The 21829-nt window shown below is 62.8% G+C and carries 22 protein-coding genes and 1 riboswitch; of the genes, 15 read left to right on the top strand and 7 right to left on the bottom strand.

Annotated features, from left to right (window positions below; genetic code table 11):
- Positions 1-21: 21 nt before the first annotated feature.
- Together J3481_RS03610 and lgt are read left to right on the top strand one after the other, a co-directional pair.
- The gene (locus J3481_RS03610) at positions 22-324 is read left to right on the top strand and encodes an aspartyl-phosphate phosphatase Spo0E family protein (RefSeq protein WP_206830865.1); all 303 of its coding nucleotides are present in this window, start codon (positions 22-24) and stop codon (positions 322-324) included.
- A 90-nt stretch (positions 325-414) separates the two neighbouring features.
- The gene (gene lgt, locus J3481_RS03605; RefSeq protein ID WP_206830864.1) at positions 415-1236 is read left to right on the top strand and encodes a prolipoprotein diacylglyceryl transferase; all 822 of its coding nucleotides are present in this window, start codon (positions 415-417) and stop codon (positions 1234-1236) included.
- Positions 1237-1284: 48 nt separating this feature from the next.
- On the opposite strand, the gene J3481_RS03600 is transcribed toward lgt, so the two are convergent.
- Complete coding sequence (locus J3481_RS03600; RefSeq protein ID WP_206830863.1) at positions 1285-2757, bottom strand: Ppx/GppA phosphatase family protein; 1473 nt, start codon at positions 2755-2757, stop codon at positions 1285-1287.
- A 178-nt stretch (positions 2758-2935) separates the two neighbouring features.
- Here J3481_RS03600 and J3481_RS03595 point away from each other — a divergent pair, with 178 nt between their 5' ends.
- Positions 2936-3136, top strand: a complete 201-nt coding sequence (locus tag J3481_RS03595; RefSeq protein ID WP_008337062.1) for an alpha/beta-type small acid-soluble spore protein — start codon at positions 2936-2938, stop codon at positions 3134-3136.
- Between the two features lie 52 nt (positions 3137-3188).
- Here the strand turns inward: J3481_RS03595 and J3481_RS03590 are convergent, their stop codons facing one another.
- The 4 genes from J3481_RS03590 to J3481_RS03575 all read right to left on the bottom strand — a co-directional run bounded on the left by J3481_RS03590 (position 3189) and on the right by J3481_RS03575 (position 5612).
- Positions 3189-3857 carry a haloacid dehalogenase type II gene (locus J3481_RS03590; protein ID WP_206830862.1) on the bottom strand — a complete coding sequence of 223 codons (669 nt, stop codon included), beginning with the start codon at positions 3855-3857 and terminating at the stop codon, positions 3189-3191.
- 16 nt (positions 3858-3873) lie between these two features.
- On the bottom strand, positions 3874-4638 hold the full coding sequence (locus tag J3481_RS03585) for a 7-carboxy-7-deazaguanine synthase QueE (protein WP_407929315.1): 765 nt from the start codon (positions 4636-4638) through the stop codon (positions 3874-3876).
- Complete coding sequence (gene queD / locus J3481_RS03580) at positions 4635-5102, bottom strand: 6-carboxytetrahydropterin synthase QueD (protein WP_206830860.1); 468 nt, start codon at positions 5100-5102, stop codon at positions 4635-4637. The genes J3481_RS03585 and queD overlap by 4 nt, the downstream gene beginning before the upstream one ends.
- Before the next feature lie 126 nt (positions 5103-5228).
- Positions 5229-5612, bottom strand: a complete 384-nt coding sequence (locus J3481_RS03575) for a winged helix-turn-helix transcriptional regulator (RefSeq protein WP_394295636.1) — start codon at positions 5610-5612, stop codon at positions 5229-5231.
- 129 nt (positions 5613-5741) lie between these two features.
- Between J3481_RS03575 and cobT the strand changes: the two genes are divergently transcribed.
- Positions 5742-6824 (top strand): nicotinate-nucleotide--dimethylbenzimidazole phosphoribosyltransferase, encoded by a 1083-nt coding sequence (gene cobT / locus J3481_RS03570; RefSeq protein ID WP_206830859.1) that lies wholly within the window; start codon positions 5742-5744, stop codon positions 6822-6824.
- Complete coding sequence (locus J3481_RS03565; RefSeq protein ID WP_206830858.1) at positions 6821-7402, top strand: cob(I)yrinic acid a,c-diamide adenosyltransferase; 582 nt, start codon at positions 6821-6823, stop codon at positions 7400-7402. Before cobT ends, J3481_RS03565 begins: the two co-directional genes overlap by 4 nt.
- A 56-nt stretch (positions 7403-7458) precedes the next feature.
- On the opposite strand, the gene J3481_RS03560 is transcribed toward J3481_RS03565, so the two are convergent.
- On the bottom strand, positions 7459-7980 hold the full coding sequence (locus tag J3481_RS03560) for a hypothetical protein (RefSeq protein WP_206830857.1): 522 nt from the start codon (positions 7978-7980) through the stop codon (positions 7459-7461).
- A 104-nt stretch (positions 7981-8084) separates the two neighbouring features.
- A riboswitch (cobalamin riboswitch) is annotated at positions 8085-8287 on the top strand.
- Between the two features lie 93 nt (positions 8288-8380).
- Between J3481_RS03560 and J3481_RS03555 the strand changes: the two genes are divergently transcribed.
- The 3 genes from J3481_RS03555 to J3481_RS03545 are packed head-to-tail and all read left to right on the top strand — an operon-like array spanning position 8381 to position 11147.
- Positions 8381-9364 carry an ABC transporter substrate-binding protein gene (locus J3481_RS03555; RefSeq protein WP_206830856.1) on the top strand — a complete coding sequence of 328 codons (984 nt, stop codon included), beginning with the start codon at positions 8381-8383 and terminating at the stop codon, positions 9362-9364.
- On the top strand, positions 9361-10377 hold the full coding sequence (locus J3481_RS03550) for a FecCD family ABC transporter permease (protein ID WP_206830855.1): 1017 nt from the start codon (positions 9361-9363) through the stop codon (positions 10375-10377). The genes J3481_RS03555 and J3481_RS03550 overlap by 4 nt, the downstream gene beginning before the upstream one ends.
- Positions 10374-11147: an ABC transporter ATP-binding protein gene (locus J3481_RS03545; protein WP_206830854.1), complete on the top strand. Its 774-nt coding sequence runs from the start codon at positions 10374-10376 to the stop codon at positions 11145-11147. The genes J3481_RS03550 and J3481_RS03545 overlap by 4 nt, the downstream gene beginning before the upstream one ends.
- Here the strand turns inward: J3481_RS03545 and J3481_RS03540 are convergent.
- Positions 11116-11793 (bottom strand): TIGR00266 family protein, encoded by a 678-nt coding sequence (locus J3481_RS03540; RefSeq protein ID WP_206830853.1) that lies wholly within the window; start codon positions 11791-11793, stop codon positions 11116-11118. The two genes, J3481_RS03545 and J3481_RS03540, sit on opposite strands and share 32 nt — an antisense overlap.
- A gap of 209 nt (positions 11794-12002) precedes the next feature.
- On the opposite strand from J3481_RS03540, the gene J3481_RS03535 reads away from it, so the two are divergent.
- The 7 genes from J3481_RS03535 to J3481_RS03505 all read left to right on the top strand — a co-directional run bounded on the left by J3481_RS03535 (position 12003) and on the right by J3481_RS03505 (position 21822).
- Positions 12003-12482, top strand: coding sequence for a MarR family winged helix-turn-helix transcriptional regulator (locus J3481_RS03535; RefSeq protein ID WP_206830852.1), 480 nt, complete (start codon positions 12003-12005; stop codon positions 12480-12482).
- Positions 12479-14098 (top strand): MDR family MFS transporter, encoded by a 1620-nt coding sequence (locus J3481_RS03530; RefSeq protein WP_206830851.1) that lies wholly within the window; start codon positions 12479-12481, stop codon positions 14096-14098. The genes J3481_RS03535 and J3481_RS03530 overlap by 4 nt, the downstream gene beginning before the upstream one ends.
- A gap of 230 nt (positions 14099-14328) precedes the next feature.
- Positions 14329-15714: a cytochrome ubiquinol oxidase subunit I gene (locus tag J3481_RS03525; protein WP_062308695.1), complete on the top strand. Its 1386-nt coding sequence runs from the start codon at positions 14329-14331 to the stop codon at positions 15712-15714.
- Positions 15715-15747: 33 nt separating this feature from the next.
- On the top strand, positions 15748-16761 hold the full coding sequence (gene cydB, locus J3481_RS03520) for a cytochrome d ubiquinol oxidase subunit II (protein WP_062308693.1): 1014 nt from the start codon (positions 15748-15750) through the stop codon (positions 16759-16761).
- An 18-nt stretch (positions 16762-16779) separates the two neighbouring features.
- Positions 16780-18528: a thiol reductant ABC exporter subunit CydD gene (gene cydD / locus J3481_RS03515; RefSeq protein WP_236011101.1), complete on the top strand. Its 1749-nt coding sequence runs from the start codon at positions 16780-16782 to the stop codon at positions 18526-18528.
- Positions 18528-20309 carry a thiol reductant ABC exporter subunit CydC gene (cydC, locus tag J3481_RS03510; RefSeq protein ID WP_236011100.1) on the top strand — a complete coding sequence of 594 codons (1782 nt, stop codon included), beginning with the start codon at positions 18528-18530 and terminating at the stop codon, positions 20307-20309. Before cydD ends, cydC begins: the two co-directional genes overlap by 1 nt.
- A gap of 109 nt (positions 20310-20418) precedes the next feature.
- Positions 20419-21822 (top strand): FMN-binding glutamate synthase family protein, encoded by a 1404-nt coding sequence (locus J3481_RS03505; RefSeq protein WP_236011099.1) that lies wholly within the window; start codon positions 20419-20421, stop codon positions 21820-21822.
- Positions 21823-21829 lie beyond the last annotated feature (7 nt).

The following is a 21829-nucleotide window of genomic DNA, read 5'->3' as shown; positions in this document are numbered from 1 at the left end:
CGTTTGGGGTAGGGGGATTGTATGTTAGACCAAGGGCAGACGACGGATCTGGTCGAACATCTGCGCAAGAAGATGGTGGAACGTGCCGCCGAGGCCTGCAGTCTGCAGGACAGCGAAGTCATTCGTCTCAGCCAGCAGCTGGACCTCCATCTCGTCGCGCTGATGCGCTCTTCCGCGACGCGTGAGATGGCATCGCAACAACCGGGGCGAGATTTGCCTCCCGCGGCAGGGGAAGGTCATAGGGAGCAGTCAGTGCGCCTTCGCCTGCATCGGCGGCGCTTTCATGTCATCGGTCGGACGCTCGACACGACGGGTTGGGTATGACGTGCACGGTTGACGCGCTGGCCATGAACCGGTAGGCTGTGTAAAGAGTCACATTCAACAGATGTTCGTGGCAAAGGATGTTGAGCGGCTGTGCACTCGTACTGGTTTTTTATCGGCTCGTTTCCGATTCGGTCGTACAGCACGATTTTCGCGCTGGCTTTCCTTCTCGGTCTGGGGATCACGCTGTATCTTGCAAAGATCCGAGGCAATCCGGGGGATGCGGATCATTGGTGGGGGCTCGCGCCCTGGCTGCTGATTGGCGGCATTGTGGGCGCTCGCTTTTGGCAAGTTTTCTTTTTCGACTGGGGCTACTATTCGGCGCACCCGGGGCAGATCGTCCAGGTGTGGAACGGAGGCCTGTCGATTCAGGGCGGGATCGCCGGCGCTCTGGCGGCTGCCATCTGGTATCTCCGGCGGCATCGCCTGAGCTTTTTGCATTTCGCGGACATCGCCACTCCGGGCATTCTGCTCGGTCAGAGCATCGGGCGGGACGCCGACTTTATGAACGGCAGCGCGTTCGGCGCCCCGACGCACAAGGGATTCGGCGAGGTGTATCCGCCGGGTACGCTCGCGTACGAGACGTATGGCAACCAGCCGTTGTGGCCCGCCGTGACGTGGGAGGGCATGGTGGACGTCGCTTTGTTCGCGCTGTTGTTTGTGGTCCTGCAGCGCAAGAAAGGCTGGCCGCTCGGCTTCCCGTTCGCGTATTACCTTGTGACTTACAATGTGTGTCGCTTCTTTCTCGAGATGCTGCGCGGGGACTCGCCCCGCGGCGTGTTCGGCTGGGATGCCGCACAGTGGACGGCGCTCGTATCGGTTGCCATCGGACTTGCGCTCGCCATTTGGGTGTTTCTCAGGGAGGAGCGAAAGACGCCGCTCGGGGTTCAAGACAAAGGAACGGGGAACGAATGAAAAAGCGGAGCACCGGACGACGGGTGCTCCGTTTTTTCACGATTTCGCCTAGCGCGACGAGAGAGCCGCGGAATTCGATTCGCGAAACGTGCAGGTGAGCTGAAGAGCCTTGCGAATCTCGTCAACCACCTTCGCGTCCGCGGTGTCCTCCGCGATTTCCCGAATCCGCCGGCCCGTCTCAATCAGAATCTCGCCGCCTTTTACCCGCACCACCTCGTGCGGTTCAACGCCGAGCTCCAGCGCGAGCCATCGCGCGAGGCGGAGCAAAAGCGATAGCTTCTTCGCGCGCGGATCGCGGTGATCGAAGCGCACCACCTGGGCCACCAACTGCCATTCGGCGGGTTTGAGCCCGTAGAGATCGGAGTGAAGCACGAGGTACGCGGCGTGATCGCGCCATCGCTCTGGGTGAACAAAGACCCCAGCACCCTCGAGCTGAGCGGCGGTCCACAGGACGAGCCGGTCGCTTGCGTCGAGGTTCAGGCGCTGAGACAACTCCGCTCCAAGCCGCATGGCCATGTCGGCGACGGCGCTGGCGGCGCCGCGGTCGATGCGAAAGTGCCGCTGGAAGTTGCGCACGCTGAACTCGAGGACCGACGGCACGACCGGATCTCGAGTTCCGAGCAGGCGTTCGAACAGCAGTCCTTCTCGAATGCCGCAGCGGCTGATGAAGAGCGAAGGCGGCTTCAAGACCCGAACCAGCGTGGCCAGCACGGCCAGACCCGTCGTGATGATCTCGGCTCTATGTTTGGCGATGCCTTTCATCTTGCGCCGCTTGCTCACGCTCATCTGCTGAAGTTGCTTCAGCTTCGTCTCCACATACGAGGCGGGCAGCTCAAAGCCGTGAAGGCGCGGCGTCTTGCGGTGCGTCTCCGCGAGAAACAGCTTGGCAAGGGCGCGGGCCGTTCCACCGAGTCCTACGAGCGGCAGGAGTTCCCCTTCTCGCAGCCAATCGTGACGTGCCAGCGCTTCGGCCGCGCGGTCCCCGGCCATGCGCACGCACGCCTGCTCGCCAAACCGGCCGAACATCTCGCGGAGATTGAGCGCGCCGTACGGCAGGCTCGCAGCTCGAATCAGCGCGCGATCCCGCATCAGGGCGATCTCGCTCGAGGCCCCGCCGATATCGAAGATCACGGCGTTCTGAATCGGCATGGTGTTCACCACGCCGAGGAATCCGTATCGGGCTTCCTCTTCGCCGGTGAGGATGCGGAAGCGAAGACCCGTCTCCTGTTCGATGTTTCGCCTGACCTCATCGCCGTTGTCGGCCTGGCGAAGCGCCGCCGTGGCCACGGGCAGCCAATCGTCGACGGCGTGCAACCTTCCCTGGCGGACAAATTGGCGCAGGCAAGCGACGGCGCGCTCCACGCTCGCCTCGGTCAAGCGGCGATTCCCCATCATGCCTTCGGCGAGCCGTACGTTCTGTTTGACTTCATACACGGGGCGATACGACTCCCCGTCGATCTCGAAGATGGACATCCGACACGAGTTCGATCCGAGATCGACGATGGCCACGCGGTTCGACATCGATTCCACTCACATCCACAGCTTGGCGATTTGACTTCATTTCAATTCAATGTACAGCCTCTTCGAGCCGATCGCAACGCCAGCCGAGTCAACATTTGGCGCGCTGCGCGGAGCATACGGGGACAGGGGCCGGCCACACTACGGGTGTCATCACCACCACACAAGGAGGGAATGGAAGATGGCAAACAACTCGGGTAGCAATCGCACGTTGGTTCCTCAGGCTTCGAAGGCGCTGGATCAAATGAAGTATGAGATCGCGACGGAGTTCGGGGTCAATCTCGGCCCGGATACCACGTCTCGACAGAACGGTTCGGTGGGCGGGGAGATCACGAAGCGCCTTGTGGCGTATGCGGAGCAAAGCCTGGCGGGCCGCGCGTAACGGAAGCGGCATGCGGACGAACTGCCAACGGCAAGGCCGTTGGCAGTTCGCTTCATGACGTCTGGAGGGAAGATACGAGCGCCGGAAGGTCGGCTGCGGAGCGCACCGCCAGGCGAGGCGCGCGGACGTAGGGAAAGGGGTGCCCTTCGGACCGGCGGAGATGACAGGCGCGAAAACCGAAGTGTTCCGCCGCCGCGGCATCCCAATCATTGCCCGATACATACAGAACATCGCGCTTTTCCACCTTGAGGACTTGGAGCGCGTGCTGGTAGGCGCGCCGCGCGGGCTTGTACGTGCGCGCCGGGTCGACGCTCACGACGTGATCGAAAGTAAACAGAAGGCCGTGACGCGAGAGCGCCGCCTGGAGCGAGCGCAGGGTGCCGTTGGACAAGAGGGCGAGGCGGGCGCCTCGCAACCCGTCGAGGCTTTCCGTCACGTCGGGGAACAGGGGAAGTCTGTCCTGCGCGCGGGCAACTCGCTCCACGGCCTCTTCGCCGAGTTGCCCCGCGAGGACATGGGCCACCGCCTCGCGGGTAAGCCGATCGAAGTCGCGATACGTTTCGGTCAGGGCCGCATGCCAGGCCAGGCGGATCTGCACATCGCGGATTTCGCTCGCGAGGCGCGCGGCGTCGCCGCGGGCCAGGCCTTCTTCCTCCAGGGCCTCCGTCATCCCGCGATGCCAGTCCAACAGCGTTCCATACGCGTCAAATAGGATGAGCACGATCCGGCCTCCTTCGTTACACGCCGCGCGCGTCCGGCTCCCAGATGATCTTGTGCAACTGCAGGCTCACCTTCACGTTGCGCAGGCGGTGTTTTAGGATGAGCGATACGAGATGGCGAGGCGGCATGGTCTCCCAGACGGGGCTCATCAGGATGGCGGCGCGGGTGGGGTACGTCCGCATCACTTCGACGGCTCGCTCGAAGTCGCGTTCGTCGGCGATCACGAACTTCACTTCGTCGCGTTCGGACAACGCAGCAAGGTGATCGGGAATCATCCGGCGTTCTTCTCCGCTCGCGGGCAGCTTGTAGTCGACGATGAACCGCACCACTTCGCGCAGGTGGTCCGACGCGTCGCGCAGGCTGACGAACGGCCGCACGTCGATGGCGCCGTTCGTCTCAATATGCACATCCTTCACCCCTTCGATCCCGGCGATGGCCTCAATCAGCAGTTGTGACTTGTGCCGATGGATGAGGGGTTCGCCGCCCGTGAGGCACACGTTGGGCCACCCGAAGGACTCGACCTGTTGCGCAATCTCGCGAAGGCTCGCGTGAAACGCCGGGCGCTCGGGAGCATAGCTGTACGGCGTATCGCACCACGTGCAGCGCAGGTTGCAGTGAAACACGCGCACGAAGGTGGTGGGGTAGCCCGCGCGCGTTCCCTCGCCCTCCACCGTCTCGAAGATCTCGACCATGGGCAGCGTGATCTGGCCGGGATCGCCCGCCTTCGCTTCCTCGTACGCGTCCTGCCAGGGCGCGCGCGCCGAATCCGCGCCCGTCCTCACGACATCCACGCCCGTTCCAGCGACGCCCGGCTGGTCGGCGTCTCGTAGAGCTCGAGCCGCTCGAGCCTCACGTCCCGATCTCGTCCATAGGTCTCAAGCGCCCGCTCGAGCTCCTCCCACATCCAGACGATCATGTTCTCCGCCGTCGTGTTCATCGGCGGCAGGACCTCGTTCAGGTACTGGTGATCCAGCCGACGCTTGATCACCTCTTCGAAGAGCCGCTTCAGATCGCCGAAGTCGACCACGATGCCGATCTCGTTCACGCGCCCGCTCACGGTGATGACCAGCCTGTAGGTGTGGCCGTGAAGGTTGGCGCACTTTCCGTCGTACGCGTGAAGGTGATGGGCCGCGTCGAAGGTGAACTCCTTCGTCACGGCGACCCGGCGGTCGTGGTACTTGAGTTGCGATTTCTCAATGTCGGCGCCGAGCACCTGCAGGCGGCTCGGGACTCCATACGCGCTCACGCGTCTCACTCCCCGCAGAACTCCTGCCTTTTTTCCAACGGCCGATTTCGCGCCCACACGACAGAGGCTGTCCCACGGGCGCTTGCCCTGGCGACAGCCTGCGCGAAAACGTCGTCTTGTATCCCTCTACAGTGCGCGATCTCGCGACGAACACTTGTAACGGCGCTGGTATTCGTCGCAATCCGAGTCGGTGACCCACTCGTCGCCCCACTTCTGCACGGCTTCCATGACCGGGCGAAGCGCCTCGCCCTTTGGCGTCAACTCATACACAATCCGCACGGGCGTCTCTGCGTACACGCGCCGAACGACAAGGCCAGCGCGTTCCAGCTCCTTGAATCGTTCGGCCAACATGCGGTCGCTCATGTTGGGAATCATATCGGAGATATCTTTAAAGCGCTTGGGCCCCTCGAGCAAGACGCGAATGATGAGCCCGGTCCAGCGCTTGCCGAGCAACGCAAACGCCCATTCGAATCGGGGGCAAATCTGTTCATGGTTGCCCATGACGATCATCTCCCTAAGGTATTCTACCACAACTCCAACGAAACTCACATGCCAACTTGTCGGTTCGGCGCGCCTCGTTGCGCGCCTCGGCTCGATCTGGTACACCGAAGGAAGACACCTAGGTGAGGAGTGGGAAGGTTGGCGCAAACGGCCCTGCATCTTCCTTGGCCGCGTCCCGTCGATCCGTCCTGGCGGGCGCGGCTTCAAGCGCGCCTCGACGCGCTTGCCAAACCCGTCGGCAGCCTCGGCTCTCTCGAGCCGGTCCTCTGTGACATCGCGGCCATTCAGGCCACGGAGCACCCGCGTATCCTCCGGCCCTTCTTCCTGCTCTTTGCGGCCGATCACGGCGTCGCCAGAGACCGCCCCATCTCGCGCTACGGCCAGCATGTGACCGAGGAGATGGTGAACCACATCGCCTCCGGCCGCAGTGTTTCGACCGTGTTGGCGAGATCGTTCGGAGTCCCTTGGCGCGTCTATGACGTCGGCATGGTCACATCGCCCCGTCATCCGGACGTCCGGCAGAGCAAGGTCGCACCGGGCACGCGGGACTTCACGCGAGGGCCAGCCATGACCGCGGAAGAATGCGCGCAAGCCGTGCAGATTGGCATGCGAGCCGTTCAGGATGCTCGCGAGGAAGGGGCGGACCTCGTGGTGCTCGGCGAGATGGGCATTGGCAACACGACGGCCGCGAGCGCGCTGTCGGCTTGGATTCTCGGCGTCGAAGTCGATCTCGTCGTCGGCACGGGCACAGGCATTCACGAGCAGGCGCTCGCCGAGAAGCGCCTGGTGGTGCGGACCGCCATCCAGGTGTGGTCGGAGAGAGAACCTTCGTTTCCGCCGGGAGACGCGCGCTGGTTGGCCGGGCTGGCGCACTTGGGCGGTCTGGAACTGGCGTCCATCTGCGGCGCCATCCTCGAGTCCGCCGCGCTCGGGCTGCCGGTTCTCCTGGACGGCGTGCTCGTCGGCGCATGCGCCCTTTGGGCTGAGCGAGTCCGGCCTGGCGTCCGCGACTACCTGATTGCAGGCCATTTATCGCCCGAACCTGCCCATGCGCTGTTGCTCGGCGAGCTCCGCAAGCGACCGCTGCTCGATCTCGGCCTCCGCGTCGGCGAAGGATCCGGAGCTTTGATGGCTTGGCCCGTTCTGCGGGCGGGGCTCGCGGTGCTCGAGGGCACGGCGACATTTTCGGAACGAGCGCGCTCGGGGAGGGATGTCGAATGAGGTTGTACACGCGCGGGGGCGATCGCGGCACCACCGCCCTCATTGGCGGCGAACGCAGGCACAAGGGCAATCAGCGCGTTGAGGCGTACGGATCGGTGGATGAGGCTTGTGCGGCGCTCGGGCTCGCCGCGAGTCTCATGCAGGACGAGCGCCTCAGGGACTTGCGCGATCTCGCCTTTCGGCTTCAGCAGCGTTTGTGGGACGTCGGGGCGGATTTGGCGGCTCCGCCCTCGGCCACCGAGTACAGCCCCAAAGTTGAGGATGCGTGCGTGGACGAGCTTGAACCTCTGATCGATCGGTACCAGGAGGAGGGGCCTCCACTGACGCAGTTTGTGCTCCGGCAGGGCAGTCCCGCCGCGGCGGCGCTTCATCTGGCTTGTACCGTGGTTCGGCGCGCGGAACGCGAGGCGTGGCGCCTGGCGGCTGAAGAACCCGTGCCCGCGGCGGCGCTTCGGTTCTTGAATCGCCTGTCGGATTTGCTCTTTGTCATGGCTCGCGCGGCGAATGCGCGCGCTGGTGTGGACGAGATCGCCTATGAACATAGCCCCGTCGTCTTTCGCGACGGCCATGAGGCGTAACGGGCGCTGCGCGCTTCGCGGCAAGTGCGAGGCGCAGCGCGCCCCTTGACGCATGGTCAGTGTGCCCGTTGAAACTGGCGCTGCCAGCCTCCATCCATCAGCCAATCGTAGAGCGGTGCTGACCTCAGGTACCATGTGTGCGGACCTTCGGTGAACGTCAACACGTCCGGCACGTGTTGAATGAACTTGGACAGCGGCTCGCCTCGGCCTGAAAAGTAGGTGGTTGGCATGAGTGTGGCGGTTGCGCCGTTTCGGAGTTGCAGGAAGACCTCGGGCGGATCGGGATTCGCGGCCGTGATGATGGGCGGGCCCGGAATCACCGGGATCTTCACCTTGACGGGTTTCGCTTGCCGCAACCATTCGGCCACTTGGCGCTCCATCTGAGCCGGATGGATGGGCTCATACCCGACTCCCGCAAGACCTGCAGTCACGGACACGCCCCGCATGTCCTCCGCCGCAGGAACAGGCGGCTTGACGGAGGAGGGGCTCACGGTCGCACGCAAGGAGCCCGAGTCTGTTGCGGCCACGGCGAACGTCGCGCCGAGACAGACCGCCAGGGATACCATCCGCATCCACATGCGCATGACCTCCTTTGTTGTAAAGACGTACGTGGCGGGCGTCGTGTTACAGGTTTGCCGTTTGACAAGCCTTCCGCCCCCATCTACGATGAAAGTCGATCCAGAGTCGATCCAGGTCGCTGGGTGCCTCGCGCGGCAACGCGCCGAGGAGAATAGGGAAGCCGGTGGAAATCCGGCGCGGTCCCGCCACTGTGAACAGGAACACGGGCTCTCGCGAGCCGAGCCGCCCAGCCACTGCCGCTCCGGTGGGAAGGCGTGCGGCTTATGTCCTGTGAGCCAGGAGACCTGCCCAGCGACACGCGGGCGCCCTTCGAGGAAAGGCGCGTGCACGCCATGCGGGCTTCTCGTCCCGCCATTTCTCGATGGGGACCGCTCCATATGCCGATTTGGAGGGTCCGAGATGATCAGGAATCAGACGTTCAAGGGAATGGCGCTGGCAGCGGCCTTTGCGCTGGTTGCGCCCATCACGGGCTGTGGCGCGCCGCACGCCGCGCAGAACAGCGTGACCTCCGCCTCGGGGGCGGCTTCGCCGGTTACGTATCCCATGACCATCAAGGACGACATGGGCGACACGGTCACGCTGAAGCACCAGCCGATGCGCATCGTGTCCGGATCCGAGGGCACGGATGAGATTCTGGTCTCGCTCGTGCCCAAAAGCCGCATCGCGCTCGTCACGACGCTGGCTTCCAATCCGGAGTACTCGAATGTCGTCCGTCAGGTCAAAGGGATTCCCGCGTGGAGCGGCGACGATCCCGAGCAGGCGCTCGCCGTCCATCCCGATCTCGTCCTGGAAGCGGGCTACGTGAGCCCGAAAGTCGTCGATCAGCTCCATCAGGCCGGCGTTCCCATGTACACGTTCAGCCTGAACGACTTCAATTCCATCTTCGACATCGAGCGGAACATCCTGACGGTCGGCCGGCTTGTGGGCGAGCCGGGCAAGGCGGACGCGCTCGTGGCCAGCATGAGGCAGGGCATTGCGCAGATCGAGAGCGCTGTCCAGGGCCAGCGCAAGCCGACCGTGTTGGATTACGGCTCGTACGGGTTTGCCGCGGGCCGCAGCACCACCGTGGACGACATCATCCGCGATGCGGGCGGCGTCAACGTGGCGCACACCTTGAATGGGTGGCAAAAGATCACGGATGAACAGATCGTGAAGTGGAACCCCGACGTGATCATCGACTCCTCCGACGATGCGGCGTTCCTGAAGAAACTCGCGTCCGATCCGGCGCTTCAATCCGTCGCCGCCGTGCGCGAGCATCACCTGTACGCCATTGACAGCGCCGATCTCTCCTCCGTATCCCAATACGTCGTGCGCGCCGTGTACGACGTCGCGAAGGTCCTGCACCCATCCGCCCACCTGAAAGAGCCCAAGGTGATGGCATGAGAGGGCGCCGCGCCTGGGTGTTTGCGGCGCTCGGGCTGGCCATCCTGATCTCGGCCGCGCTCGAAGTCGGGATCGGCCCCGTCTCCGTGCCCTTTTGGCAGATCCCGACGGACACGGTTCGGTATTTAGTCGGCGATCGCGGCCTCGACGATGTGGTCGTGGGGGCGATTCGCTGGCCTCGGCTTGCCGTCGCCCTGTTGGCCGGATCGTCGCTTGCGCTGTCTGGCTGCGTCCTGCAAGCCGTCCTGCGCAATCCAATGGCGGATCCGGGTGTCATCGGCGTGTCGAGCGGCGGCGCGCTGGGAGCCGTGATCGCCGTTGCCACCGGGCTTTCGAGCCGCCTGTCGGCGGCCACGCCGGCGCTCGCCTTCGGCTGTGGCCTGGCCGTGGCGGTGATTGTCTATCGCCTTGCCACCCATGGCCGGCGGACCGACGTCTACCGCCTGCTCCTCGCTGGTGTCGCGCTGGGATCGCTCTGCAGCGCCGTGATCACGGCCATCCTCGACCTGTCGCCGCTCCAGGAAATGCAACAGATGATGTTCTGGCTGTTTGGGAGCTTGGATGGTTCCGACTGGCGTGAGGCTTTTCTCCTCGCGGCGGTGAACGCTGTCGTGTTGCCCGTGTTCCTGCGGTTCGGTTTTGCGTACGACATTCTCACGACCGGAGAGGAACACGCGGAGGCGGTGGGCGTGGACGTGGAACGCGTCAAGCGCGTGTCTCTCGGTCTTGCGGCGCTCATCGTCGGCGTGGCGGTGAGCACCACGGGCGTGATTTCGTTCGTCGGGCTGATTGTGCCGCACATCCTGCGGCGCGTGATGGGCGCAAATCACCGTCCGCTTCTGGCCGCGTCCGCCATGGGCGGGGGCGTTCTGCTCACGTTGTCCGATTTCGTCGGCCGAACCGCGGTTCAACCGGCGGAACTCAACGTCGGCATTGTGACGTCCTGCCTCGGCGTGCCCTTCTTTCTCTACCTGTTGTTCCGTCGGGGGCGGGGAAGGGGTGCGTGGCGATGATTCGGATGGAACACCTCGATTATTACCCCATTTTGCGGGACATCTGCGCGGATTTTGGTCCAGGAGAACTGGTGGGCCTGGTGGGCCCGAATGGCGCAGGAAAGACCACCCTGTTGCGAGCCGTGGCTGGCCTCCTTCGTCCGACGGGCGGCTGGGTCCGGGTGATGGGTGAGCCCATTCATGCGCGAAAACCCGGCTGGCGAGCGCGCCACGTCGCCTATCTTCCCCAGTTTCTCCCGGACGACATCCCATTCACCGTGCGGGAATTTGTCGAAATGGGGCGCTACAGCCACGCGCCGCGAGGCGCGCTCACCCCGTCCGATGTCAGGGCGGTCGACGAGGCCCTGGAGGCGATGGGATTACAGCCGCTTGAAGATGCGTCGCTCGCCCAAATTTCCGGCGGCGAGCGCCAGCGAGCGGCCATCGCGCGCTGTCTGGCTCAGGAGGCGCCGATTTTGCTCCTGGACGAGCCCATCGCGAGCCTCGACATCCATTATCAGCTCGACATCCTGGCCAGGCTTCGCGCCCTCGCGGCGGAAGGCCGCCTGGTCATCATCGCCCTTCACCACCTGGAACTCGCCCTCTCTCACTGTCACCGCACGCTCTGCCTGCACCGCGGCCGGTTGGTCGCCGACGGATCGCCCGACGAGGTGTTTACGCCTGCGCTTCTGCGCGCCGTCTTTCGCGTCGATGCGCGTCCGTTTCGCGATCCGCACACGGGCGCCCTGCGCCTCAGCGTCAGCGCGGCGATCCCCAGTACTCCTGAATGATGTGAACCAGGTTGTGCACGGTGACCGAGTGCAGCCACACGCGCCCGGGCCCCGTCAGTTGCACCAGGAACAGCCCGTCTCCCGAAAACAGCATGTTGGCGACGCCCTGCATGAGCTGGACGCGGTAGTCGATCCCGTCCGTGAACGCCGCGATGTGGCCGGGATGAACGAGGAGGCTCTCGCCCCGGGCGAGATCGCGCTCGACGATCTCGCCGTCGATCGAAAGAAACGCCATCCCGTCCCCGGCCAGGTGGGTCAGCGCCAGGCCGTTGCCGCCGAGAAACCGGCCGATGTTGAGCGTGACCTCCACGCCGTAGTCCACTGTCGATTCCGCGCAGAGAAAGCTGTGCCGCTCTGCGATCACGCGGCCGTATTGGCGCAGCGGCAGCGCGAGGATGTGCCCGGGCATGCGCGTGGTGAACTGCACCACCGATTCGCCTCGCGCTGCGCGGTAGTACGTGAGGAACACGCTGTTGCCGCTCAGCGCTCGCCGAAACATCCCGGCGAGGCCGCCCGGCGCTCGCGTCTCCATGTAGGTGCCCGGCGTCATCGCAAGCAGGCACCCCGCCTCCGAAAACACGCTTTCTCCCGGTTCGAGCCGAACCTCCAGGGTCTGCATGGTCGTGCCGTGAATGCGGTAGTCCATCGGCCCAATCCTCCCATCCTCGCGCGCAAGGGCACGTCGCGCGATTCCGTTTGGGCGATCGTATCACAAGCGGGGCGCGTCGCGTGTCCGATCGCGTCGACTTGACGCGATCGCGAGACATTTATACAATGTAAATGTTAAACGGTAGAAAGATTAGCTCGTTATAAAGATTTGGCGATTTGAACGATTGAACATCAGGAGGATCGCGGATGAGAGGGGACATGGATGCGCTGACCCAGCGGTTTGCACAGTCGCTCGGGGTGCTGGCGCAGGAGTTCGGCCCGCATTTGCTGAACCGTCTGCACACGGGCCTCACCGCGGGTCAGTTTTTCACCATGCAGATGATCCGGCGCGAAGGGCGGCTCAAGGTGTCGCAGCTCGCGGAACGCTTGGAGGTGACGCCGAGCGCCATCACCGTGATGATCGACCGCCTCGAGCATCATGGCTACGTCTCGCGGGTCCGGGACGAGGAGGACAGGCGGGTGGTCGTGATTGAACTGACGGAGGCCGGGCGCGCCAAGCTCGCCGAGGTGGAGCGGGCGTGGTTCGAAATGATGCGGCAGATGGTGTCGCGGATCGAACCTGGGGCGTTTGAGCAGTGCGTCTCGGCGCTCGAGACGATGGTCGCTGCGGCGAAACAACTGCGCATGGAATCGTACGGGGAAGAGACTCCTCGTCAGGAGGTATGAACTTGAGCGCTTCGTATGAGGTGCAGAGGACGAATCAGATCACCGGGTCGCGCAAGTGGTGGGCGTTTGCCACCGTGCTCGTGACCATGTTCTTCTCGTCGCTGGATCAGACCGTCGTGTCCACGGCTATGCCGACGGTCATCAGTGATTTGCACGGGCTGAACCTGTACACGTGGGTGTTCACTGCGTACATGATCACGTCGTCCATCACGGTGCCCATCTACGGAAAGCTGTCGGACGTGTTTGGGCGTAAGCCGTTTTATTTGTTCGGGCTTGTCATGTTCGGCATTGGATCCGCCGTCTCGGGACAAGCGCACAGCATGATGGAACTCGTGTGGGCCCGGGCGGTGCAGGGCATCGGTGCCGGCGCCATGATGAGCATGCCGCGCGCCACCGTGGGTGATATCTTCTCGCCAAAGGAGCGCGCGCGATGGATGGGCGTGATGATGGCGGTCTTCGGCCTATCGAGCATCGTGGGTCCGGCCATCGGCGGTTTCATCACGGACAACTGGTCGTGGCGATGGGTGTTTTACGTCAACCTTCCGTTTGTGGTCCTCGCCATTGCCGGCGTTGTGTTCGCGCTGCCGAGGGTGCGGACGAAGGACCAGGTCAAGGTCGATTGGCAGGGCGCGGCGCTCCTCACCATTGGCCTCGTGCCCATCCTGCTCGCCCTCAGCTGGGCGGGGAGCAAGTACGCGTGGGGCTCGCTTGACATCGTCGGCCTCTTGGCTGGTGGCGCGCTGATTTTGGTCGCGTTCGTCTTGTGGGAGACGCGTGCGGCGGATCCGCTCGTTGCGCCGTGGTTGTTCCGCAACCGGGTGTTCACCACGTCGCTCTTGCTGCAATTGTTCGTGGGCATGGCGATGTTCGGAAGTCTCATGTACCTGCCCATCTTCGTGCAGGGGGTCATCGGGCTCAACGCGCAGAACAGCGGGTGGGTCATGACGCCCATGATGGGCGGCTTTATGGTCGGCAGCATGGTGTCTGGACAGGTGATGTCGAGAACAGGCCGGTACCGTCACGTGGCGTGGCTATCGGGCGCCGTCATTGTGGTGGGCTCGGTTCTGTTGAATCGGGTCAACGTTCACACGTCGTGGCCGACCATCATGGTGGACATGATTGTCCTCGGCGTGGGCATCGGCGCCTTGATGCCGCTCATGAACATGGCGGTGCAGAACGCGTTTCCCTATCGCGTGATGGGCACGGTGAACGCGAGCCAGCAGTTCGTGAGTTCGCTCGGCGGTGTCATTGCTTCGCCGGTGTTCGGCACGGTGTTGAACCACGCCTTCTCGCGCAAGCTTCGCGAATTGTTGCCGCCGTCGCTGTCGGCGATGAAGTCGAACCTGGGATCCGTCAACCCGCAGGCGCTCCTCACAGCGCAGGCCCAGAAGGCGATTGCCGCCCAGTTTGACCGGTTGGGATCAGCCGGGCACGCGCTCTACCACGAGCTCATGCAGGCAGTCAAGCTGTCGTTGACGTACGGGATTCAGCAACTGTTCTTGGTTGGGTTGGTCTTTTCTGTGCTCACCTTCGTCGGCACATTCTTCTTGCCGGAAGTGAAACTGAAGGGCGACGAGTATTTCCGCGCGGAAGAGGCGGAGGAACACGCGGGCTAAGCCGCGCAGGACGTGCCGCTCGACGGGCTCCACTGGGGCCCGTCGAGCGGCTTTTTTATAGGCAAGTAGACCCGTTACAAACTGTTCAAGCTCGTGCCGCGGTTTGTTCAAAAACCTACGCATTGAGCGCATTTTTTTCGAAGGATATGGTGATACGATCCAAGTGTAAAGAGCGCTCCAAATGTTCACTCGTGATCACGAGAGCTGAGACCTGTCAGGGGGGAGAGCGCATGCCCAGTGAAGTCGCGTTGGCGCGGTGGCAGTTTGGCATCACGACGGTGTATCACTTCTTCTTTGTCCCGGTGACCATCGGTCTGGTGTACCTGATTGCCATCATGGAGACCCTGTACGTCGTCAAGAAGGACGATCGCTACAAGCAGATGGCACAGTTCTGGGGCAAGATTTTTCTCATCAACTTCGCGGTGGGTGTGGTGACGGGCATTCTGCAGGAGTTCCAGTTTGGCATGAACTGGGCCAATTACTCTCGCTTTGTGGGCGACGTGTTCGGTGCACCGCTTGCCATCGAGTCGCTGCTCGCCTTTTTCCTCGAGTCGACGTTTTTAGGCGTCTGGATGTTCGGATGGGATAAGCTCTCGAAGCGCATGCACGTGGCGTCGATATGGCTCGTCGCCATCGGGACCACGCTTTCGGCCTTTTGGATCCTGACGGCGAACGCGTTCATGCAGCACCCTGTGGGTTACACGATGAGGGACGGTCATGCCGAGATGTCGAGCTTTGGGGCCCTCATCACTAATCCGCAGCTCTGGTACGAGTTCCCGCACGTGTTCCTGGGATCGCTCGTCACCGGTGCGTTCGTCGTGATGGGCGTGAGCGCGTATCAGCTGTTGCGCAAGCGCCACATCGAAGTGTTCCAGCCGAGCTTCGGGATTGCATCCGTCGTGGCCGTGGCCGCGAGCTTTCTCGTGATGGTCGTCGGGCATGAGCAGGCGCAATATCTCCTGGTGTCTCAGCCCATGAAACTCGCAGCTTCGGAGGCGCTTTGGAAGACAAGCGGAAGCCCAGCGCCGTGGACACTCTTTGCCATCATCCACGCGTCCGCGCACAAGAACACGTGGATGATTCAGATCCCGTATTTGCTCAGCATTTTGTCTTACAACCGGCTGTACGGCAGCGTGCCGGGCATTCTCGAGCTTCAACAACAAATGGCGGCGAAATATGGTCCGGGAAATTACATCCCTGACGTCGTGATGGTCTTCTGGAGCTTCCGCATCATGGTCTTCGCCGGTGCGCTGATGTTCTTGGCCTCCGCGTGGGGCGTGTGGCGAATGGTTCGCAATCGTTTGGTTCCCAGCCGGCGCTACCTGAAGTGGATGCTTTGGGCGACGCCCCTGCCCTTCATCGCGAACACCATGGGCTGGATCATGACCGAAATGGGGCGGCAGCCGTGGGTGGTGTATGGCCTGCAGCTCACGCGAGATGGCGTGTCGCCGACGGTGTCTGCAGGAGAAGTGCTCACGACCCTCATCGCCTTCACCGTGCTCTACGGCCTCCTCGCCGCGGTCGACCTGTTCCTCATCGCGCGAGTTGTGCGCCAGGGGCCAGTGGCAGACGATCACGACGATGAACCCGAGTCGCTTTCGCCCGTGGCGCTGTGAGATGAGGGCGACGAGCCTGAGGAGGTGCGCGAGATGACACTGGAATCCCTGTGGTTTGCCATCATCGCCGTGTTGTTCATTGGGTTTTTCTTCCTTGAAGGCTTCGACTACGGCGTCGGCATTCTGGTTCCGTTTCTCGGCAAGACGGACGAAGAGCGAAGGCTGCTCATCAACACCATTGGGCCCTTCTGGGATGCGAACGAGGTGTGGTTCATCACGGCTGGCGGCGCGATGTTCGCCGCCTTCCCGGGCTGGTATGCCACGCTGTTCAGCGGATTTTACATGGCGCTCTTTCTGCTGCTGGTGGCGCTCATCGGGCGAGGTGTCGCCTTCGAGTTTCGCAGCAAGGTGGAGAACAAGGCCTGGCGGACGTTCTGGGACTGGGTCATCTTCGGCGGCAGTCTGTTGCCACCGCTCCTCTGGGGCATTGCCCTCGCCAACATGATGCACGGCGTCCCGATTGATCAGAACAAGAATTACGTCGGATCGTTCTGGGATCTCATCAGCTTGTACTCCGTCATGGGCGGCGTGAGCATGACGCTCCTCTTCGTCCTGCACGGGGCGCTCTTCATCTCGCTCAGAACGTCCGGCGTGCTGCAGGAGCGAGCTCGCGCGGCCGCCACGGCCATTGGCGCGTGGGCGACGGCGCTCACCTTCCTGTTTGTGGTGCTGAGCTACCTCGAGACGGATATGTTCACGCGCCGGGGCATTGACCCGGGCGTCGTGCCAGTCCTGGCCGGTTTGGCGCTGTTCTCCGTTCAGTTCTTCATTCGCGCGAAGCGGGACGGTTGGGCGTTCTTCATGACGGGGTTGACCATCGTACTCTCGACCATCACGGTGTTCATGGACCTTTTCCCGCGGGTGATGGTGAGTTCGCTTAACCCGGCGTGGAGCCTGACGATTTACAACACGGCATCGAATCCGTATTCGCTCAAGGTCATGACCATCGTCGCGCTGACGGTGGTGCCGTTCGTGCTCCTGTACCAGGGGTGGAGCTACTGGGTGTTTCGGAAGCGGCTGTCGAGCGATCACCCGCTCGAATACTGAGGAACGAAGGTGAGGCTCATGCGCTCGATATCGCGACAGCTGCCCATCTCGACGCCTCAGGAACGGCGTACGTTCCTGCTCGCATCCGCCGCCTCCGCGCTCGCCGGGCTCTTGGTCCTGCCGCAGGCGTGGTATTTGTCGCGGGCCGTGCGTTCTGTATTCCCGCGTGCGGACGGGGCACATGCGTGGTTCGCCGCGCTCACCGCGTTTTTCGCCGTGATTGCGGCCAGAGCGGTGCTGATGGCAGTCGCCAAGTGGCTGTCCCAGCGCTTCGCCTCGCATGTCAAACGGCGCATTCGGCGGGAGATGGTCGAGCAGATGGCTGCGCTTGGGCCGGTGGAGGTACGCCGCCACCCGGCCGGCGCGTGGCGGACGTGGCTCACGGACGGCATCGACGGAATGGACGCGTATCTCGCGAGCTATCTTCCGCAAGCGGCGGCGTCCGCGGCGGTGCCCATCGCCATTCTCGCGTTCGCCGCGGTCGAGGATCGCTTGACGGCCGTCATTCTCGCGGGGACGGTGCCCTTCATGGTGCTGCTGCTGGTTCTCGTGGGGCGGGCGGCGCAGAAAGCCACCGACCGGCGGTTTGAGGCCCTCGAACGCCTCGGGGGCCACTTCCTCGACGTGGTCCGTGGGCTCTGGACGCTGAAGGTGTTCGGGCGCAGCCGGGCGCAGGTGGGAATCATCGAGCGCGTGGCCGACGATTACCGGCGGACGACCATGAAGGTGCTCCGGCTTGCCTTTCTGTCCTCGCTCGTGACGGAACTCTTTACGATGGTGAGCATCGGCCTCGTGGCCGTCTCACTTGGCATCCGCCTGTTGAACGGCCGCATGGACTTCGCCGCGGCGTTTGTGCTGCTCCTGCTCGCGCCGGAATATTACCTGCCGATTCGCAACGCGGGCGCCCAGTATCACGCGGCGCGGGACGGCGTGGCGATGCTCGAGCGGCACCGGGAGGTGCTCGAGACGCCGATTCCCGCCGTGCGGCAGCGCGACGGCGGCCGGACGCCGTTCGTGAGCCCGCAGGGCGTCGCCATCGAGTTCCGCCACGTCACCGTCCGCTATCCCGGTGCCGAGAAGCCCGCGCTTGAGGACGTTTCGTTCCGCATCGGGCCGCGCGAGTTGGTCGCCGTCGTCGGGCCGAGCGGCGCGGGGAAGAGCACGCTCCTCGCCGTGCTGCTTGGCTTCATCCGGCCGGAGTCAGGCGAGGTGCTCATCGGCGGCGTGCCGCTCGACGAGATTGATCTTGGCGCGTTTCGCCGTCATCTGGGCCTCGTCGCGCAGGAGCCGACGTGGTTCCACGCGACCTTGCGCGACAACGTCACGTGGAACGAGCCGAGATCCGACGAGGAGGTTCGGGAGGCGCTTGTCATGTCGGGGCTCGACCACGTCGTCGAGCGGCTGCCTGCAGGCCTCGATACAGAACTGGACGGGGAGCGCGTGCAGCTTTCGGGCGGCGAGCGGCAGCGGCTGGCCCTGGCGCGCCTGGTCCTCCGGAGACCGGCCGTCGCGCTGCTCGATGAGCCGACACGATCGCTCGATCTCGCCACCGAGCGGGCGCTGGAGGAGCGGGTCGTCCCGTGGCTTCGGGAGCGCACGTCGATCGCCGTTGTGCATCGGCTGAGCCTTGCGCTCGCGGCGGACCGCGTGTTGGTGCTCGACGGAGGTCGGCTTGTCGAGGAGGGACGGCCGGAGGAACTTCTGCTTGCGTATGGCTATTTTCACGCTATGGTGAGCCGTTACCGTGGCGAAGAGGTGCTTTCCTGATGAGACGCGTGCGCTGGATGTGGGGATTTGTGCGTCCAGTCGTCGGCCGTGTGGCGGGTAGTACTGGGCTTTCCGCCGCCACGTTCGTGGCCGCCGCGGCGATGATGGCGACGGCGGGCTACCTCATTTCCGCCGCGGCGCTCAAACCGTCGACGATTCTGATGCTATGGGTGCCCATTGTGGGCGTGCGGTTTTTCGGCACCAGTCGGGCGGCGTTTCGTTATCTCGAGCGCCTGATTTCGCACGATACCGTCCTTCGTCTGACGGCACGCCTGCGCGCGCTCATATTTTCGCATTTAGAGCGCCATCCGGATACCTTGATTGGCCGTCGCACCGTGACGACCCTGGATCTCATCCTGACGGACATGGAACGAGTGCAGAACGGGCTTCTGAGGCTTCTTTTGCCGCTCGGGAGCGGCCTTGCTTCGAGCGCGCTGGTGGGTGCATGGCTCGCGCGGGTGGATCTGAGCCTCGCGGTGACTTTCGCGCTCGGCGTTCTCGTGGCAGGAATCGCGGCACCGTTACTGGCCTTGTGGATCTCGAATCGCTGGCATAGCTCGAGGTTCGCCATTCGCCAGAGGCGCGAAGCCGGGATGGACGATCTCGTCCGTGGGATCGACGAGCTACTCGCGCATGGCGAGATGGACGAGATGCTCGCGCGCCTGGACAGTTGGGATGAGGAGGAGGAGCGGCTGACTGCTCACCTCGACGCCGTGCGCGCGATCCTCGATGGAACGTTGTATGTGGGCGCTACGGCTACTGTGGCTGCTGTTCTCGCCGAGGCCATCGAACTGCATCTTACGTCGAACTTGCCTGGCACGATGATAGCAGCCGTGACCCTCATGGTCATGGCGGCCATGGAGCCTTGGACCACTGCGGGACCAGCATTCGCGGATGCTTTTGAGGTGAGACGGTCGGTTGCGCAGATGGTCGATCTCGCGCCGGTGTCGAGCGAGGAGGTCGGTCCACGAGCGGAGAGCGAAGGGACGTCGGCCACCTTGTCACTCGCTCTCGCGTCAACCCATACGGCATTCTCGACGCATGGTCTTTGCTGCCGCCGAGGAGACGTGTGGGCGCTGAGGGACGTCGACATCGAGGTCCCCCGTGGTCATCGGGTTGCTATCGTTGGGGATAGCGGGGCCGGGAAATCGACGTTGCTCCAGGTGGCGCTAGGTCTCGTCGCCTACGATAAGGGCGAGGTACGATGGTTCGGCCATCCACTCGTCGGTTGGTCGGAGTCTGAGCTTCGACGTCTCGTCACAGCGGTGCCACAGGATACGTACATTTTCCATACGACACTTCGCCAGAATCTCTTGCTCGCGAGGTCTGATGCTACCGACGAAGAACTCATGATGGCCCTCTCCATCGCGCAGCTCGAGGATCTCGTTTCGCGGCTGCCGAAGGGGCTCGACACGGTGCTGCAGGATCGCGGGTACTCGCTCTCGGGAGGTGAGCGTCAACGGCTTTCCCTTGCACGGGCCGTGCTTTCTGGGGCCGAGGTCGTGCTCTGTGACGAGCCGACTTCTTCGCTTGACGTTGAAACCGAACGCTCGTTCATGGAAGCGTTTTTTACAGCGCTGCGAGACAAGACCGTCGTCTGGGTCACCCACCGGCTCACGGGCATGGAATTCATGGATCAGATCTTCGTATTACACGAAGGGCGCGTCGTCGAGCGCGGTACGCATCGTGAGCTTGTTCATCGAGGAGGCATCTACAGCGCGTTGTGGACGATTCAACGAGAAATGGGATCTAGTTCCTTCAAGAACGGAAGTGTTCGTTGAGCCGGTATGACGTGTAGGAAGAGGTTTAGATGCCGAGACTAAGAGGAGAGGCGGCATATCGCAGGAGACCACACGTGATGGTGCGTTCCATCTGGTTCAGGAGGCACGTATGGGAAGCAGGGTGGAGTTTCTCCAAAGTGTATACATCGTCATTGGGGTCGAGTTGGGCGTCACTTTCCTCTTTCTGCTATTGTTATCTCCATGGCTATTTCGGACTTTCTTCAGACTGGCGGTGCGTAGATTCACAGAAGTTGTATTTCGAGACCCTTATACGAACAATCTGCTAGAGGGTTACACGGCGCTTAAAAAATTTGGTCTACAATGGATGTTGGAAAATGAGTTGCGCGCGCAAAGCGGACGAGCGTTAGAAAAGCCGATTGGGACAGGACGCCCCTTCCCGCATTTTGACGGACTGCTCATCACTCCGGGTCCTCTTCGTCGTCGTCCTCTTGAGTTGACGGATCCAGTGGATCTTCAGGTCACCATTGGCCGACACTGTAAACGACCGCTGCACCTGTCGATGCCTATTCTCGTCAGTGCCATGGGATACGGTGTTGCTTTACGGAAGCCCATTGTCCAAGCGATTGCGCTTGGCACAGCCAAAGCCGGAACGGCATGCAATGTGGGGCAAGGACCCGTCGTAGCGGAATGGACGCACTCGGCAGACAAATGGGTGGTTCAGTACCATCGCGCGCCATGGCGGGGGGACGAATCGGTATTCCAGCGAGCACACATGATTGAAATTCGCTTCGGACAAGGAGCGAATGTCGGTTCCGGAACTTTTGTGTCCGCGAAAGGTCTGGATCGAGCCGCCCGCAGAGACTTGGGGCTGACCGATGAGTCGGACGTAGCTTATATACCGGCCGGCCATCCCGAAGTCGAGCGAATGCTCGCCTTCCGCAATCTAATCAGAAGATTAAGAAAAATAAGTGGAGGAGCCCCCATTGCGGTTAAGATTCCGGCGAGTCACTACATCGAGCAAGACATCGAGTGGGCAGTGAAAGCTGGCGCAGATGTGATTGTGGTCGATGGGGCACAGGGTGGAACTCATGCGTCTCCCGCAGTGCTCGTTGACGATTTTGGAATTCCCACACTCTCCGCCCTTTGTCGCGCTGCTCGATTTCTGCGGGCGCGAGGGTACCAGGATCGGGTCGACCTCATCATCTCGGGAGGAATTCGAACGCCGGGGGACATTATGAAAGCGCTCTGTTTGGGCGCCTCAGCGGTTTACATGGGAACAGCTGCACTATTTTCCGTCGTGCACACTCAACTCACACGCACACTTCCGTTCGAACCTCCGACCCAGATCGCGTGGGCCAATGCGGAGATTCCAACGAGGTTTGACGTCCGCGCGGGAGCAGAGTCGTTGGCAAAATTTCTTTTGGCGTGTGCCGACGAGATAGGCGTCGGACTACGAGCGCTCGGTAAGCCTTCGATTCACGCCTTGGATCAGAGCGATCTTGTTGCTTGGGATGCCGAGGTTGCGAGGATTACAGGGTGCCCGCTCGTCTAGATGCATA

The organism is Alicyclobacillus fructus (assembly GCF_017329605.1).
GTDB classification, from domain to species: domain Bacteria; phylum Bacillota; class Bacilli; order Alicyclobacillales; family Alicyclobacillaceae; genus Alicyclobacillus; species Alicyclobacillus fructus.
The sequence above is the reverse complement of the archived record's forward strand: the minus strand, read 5'-3'. Positions and strand labels throughout refer to the sequence as shown.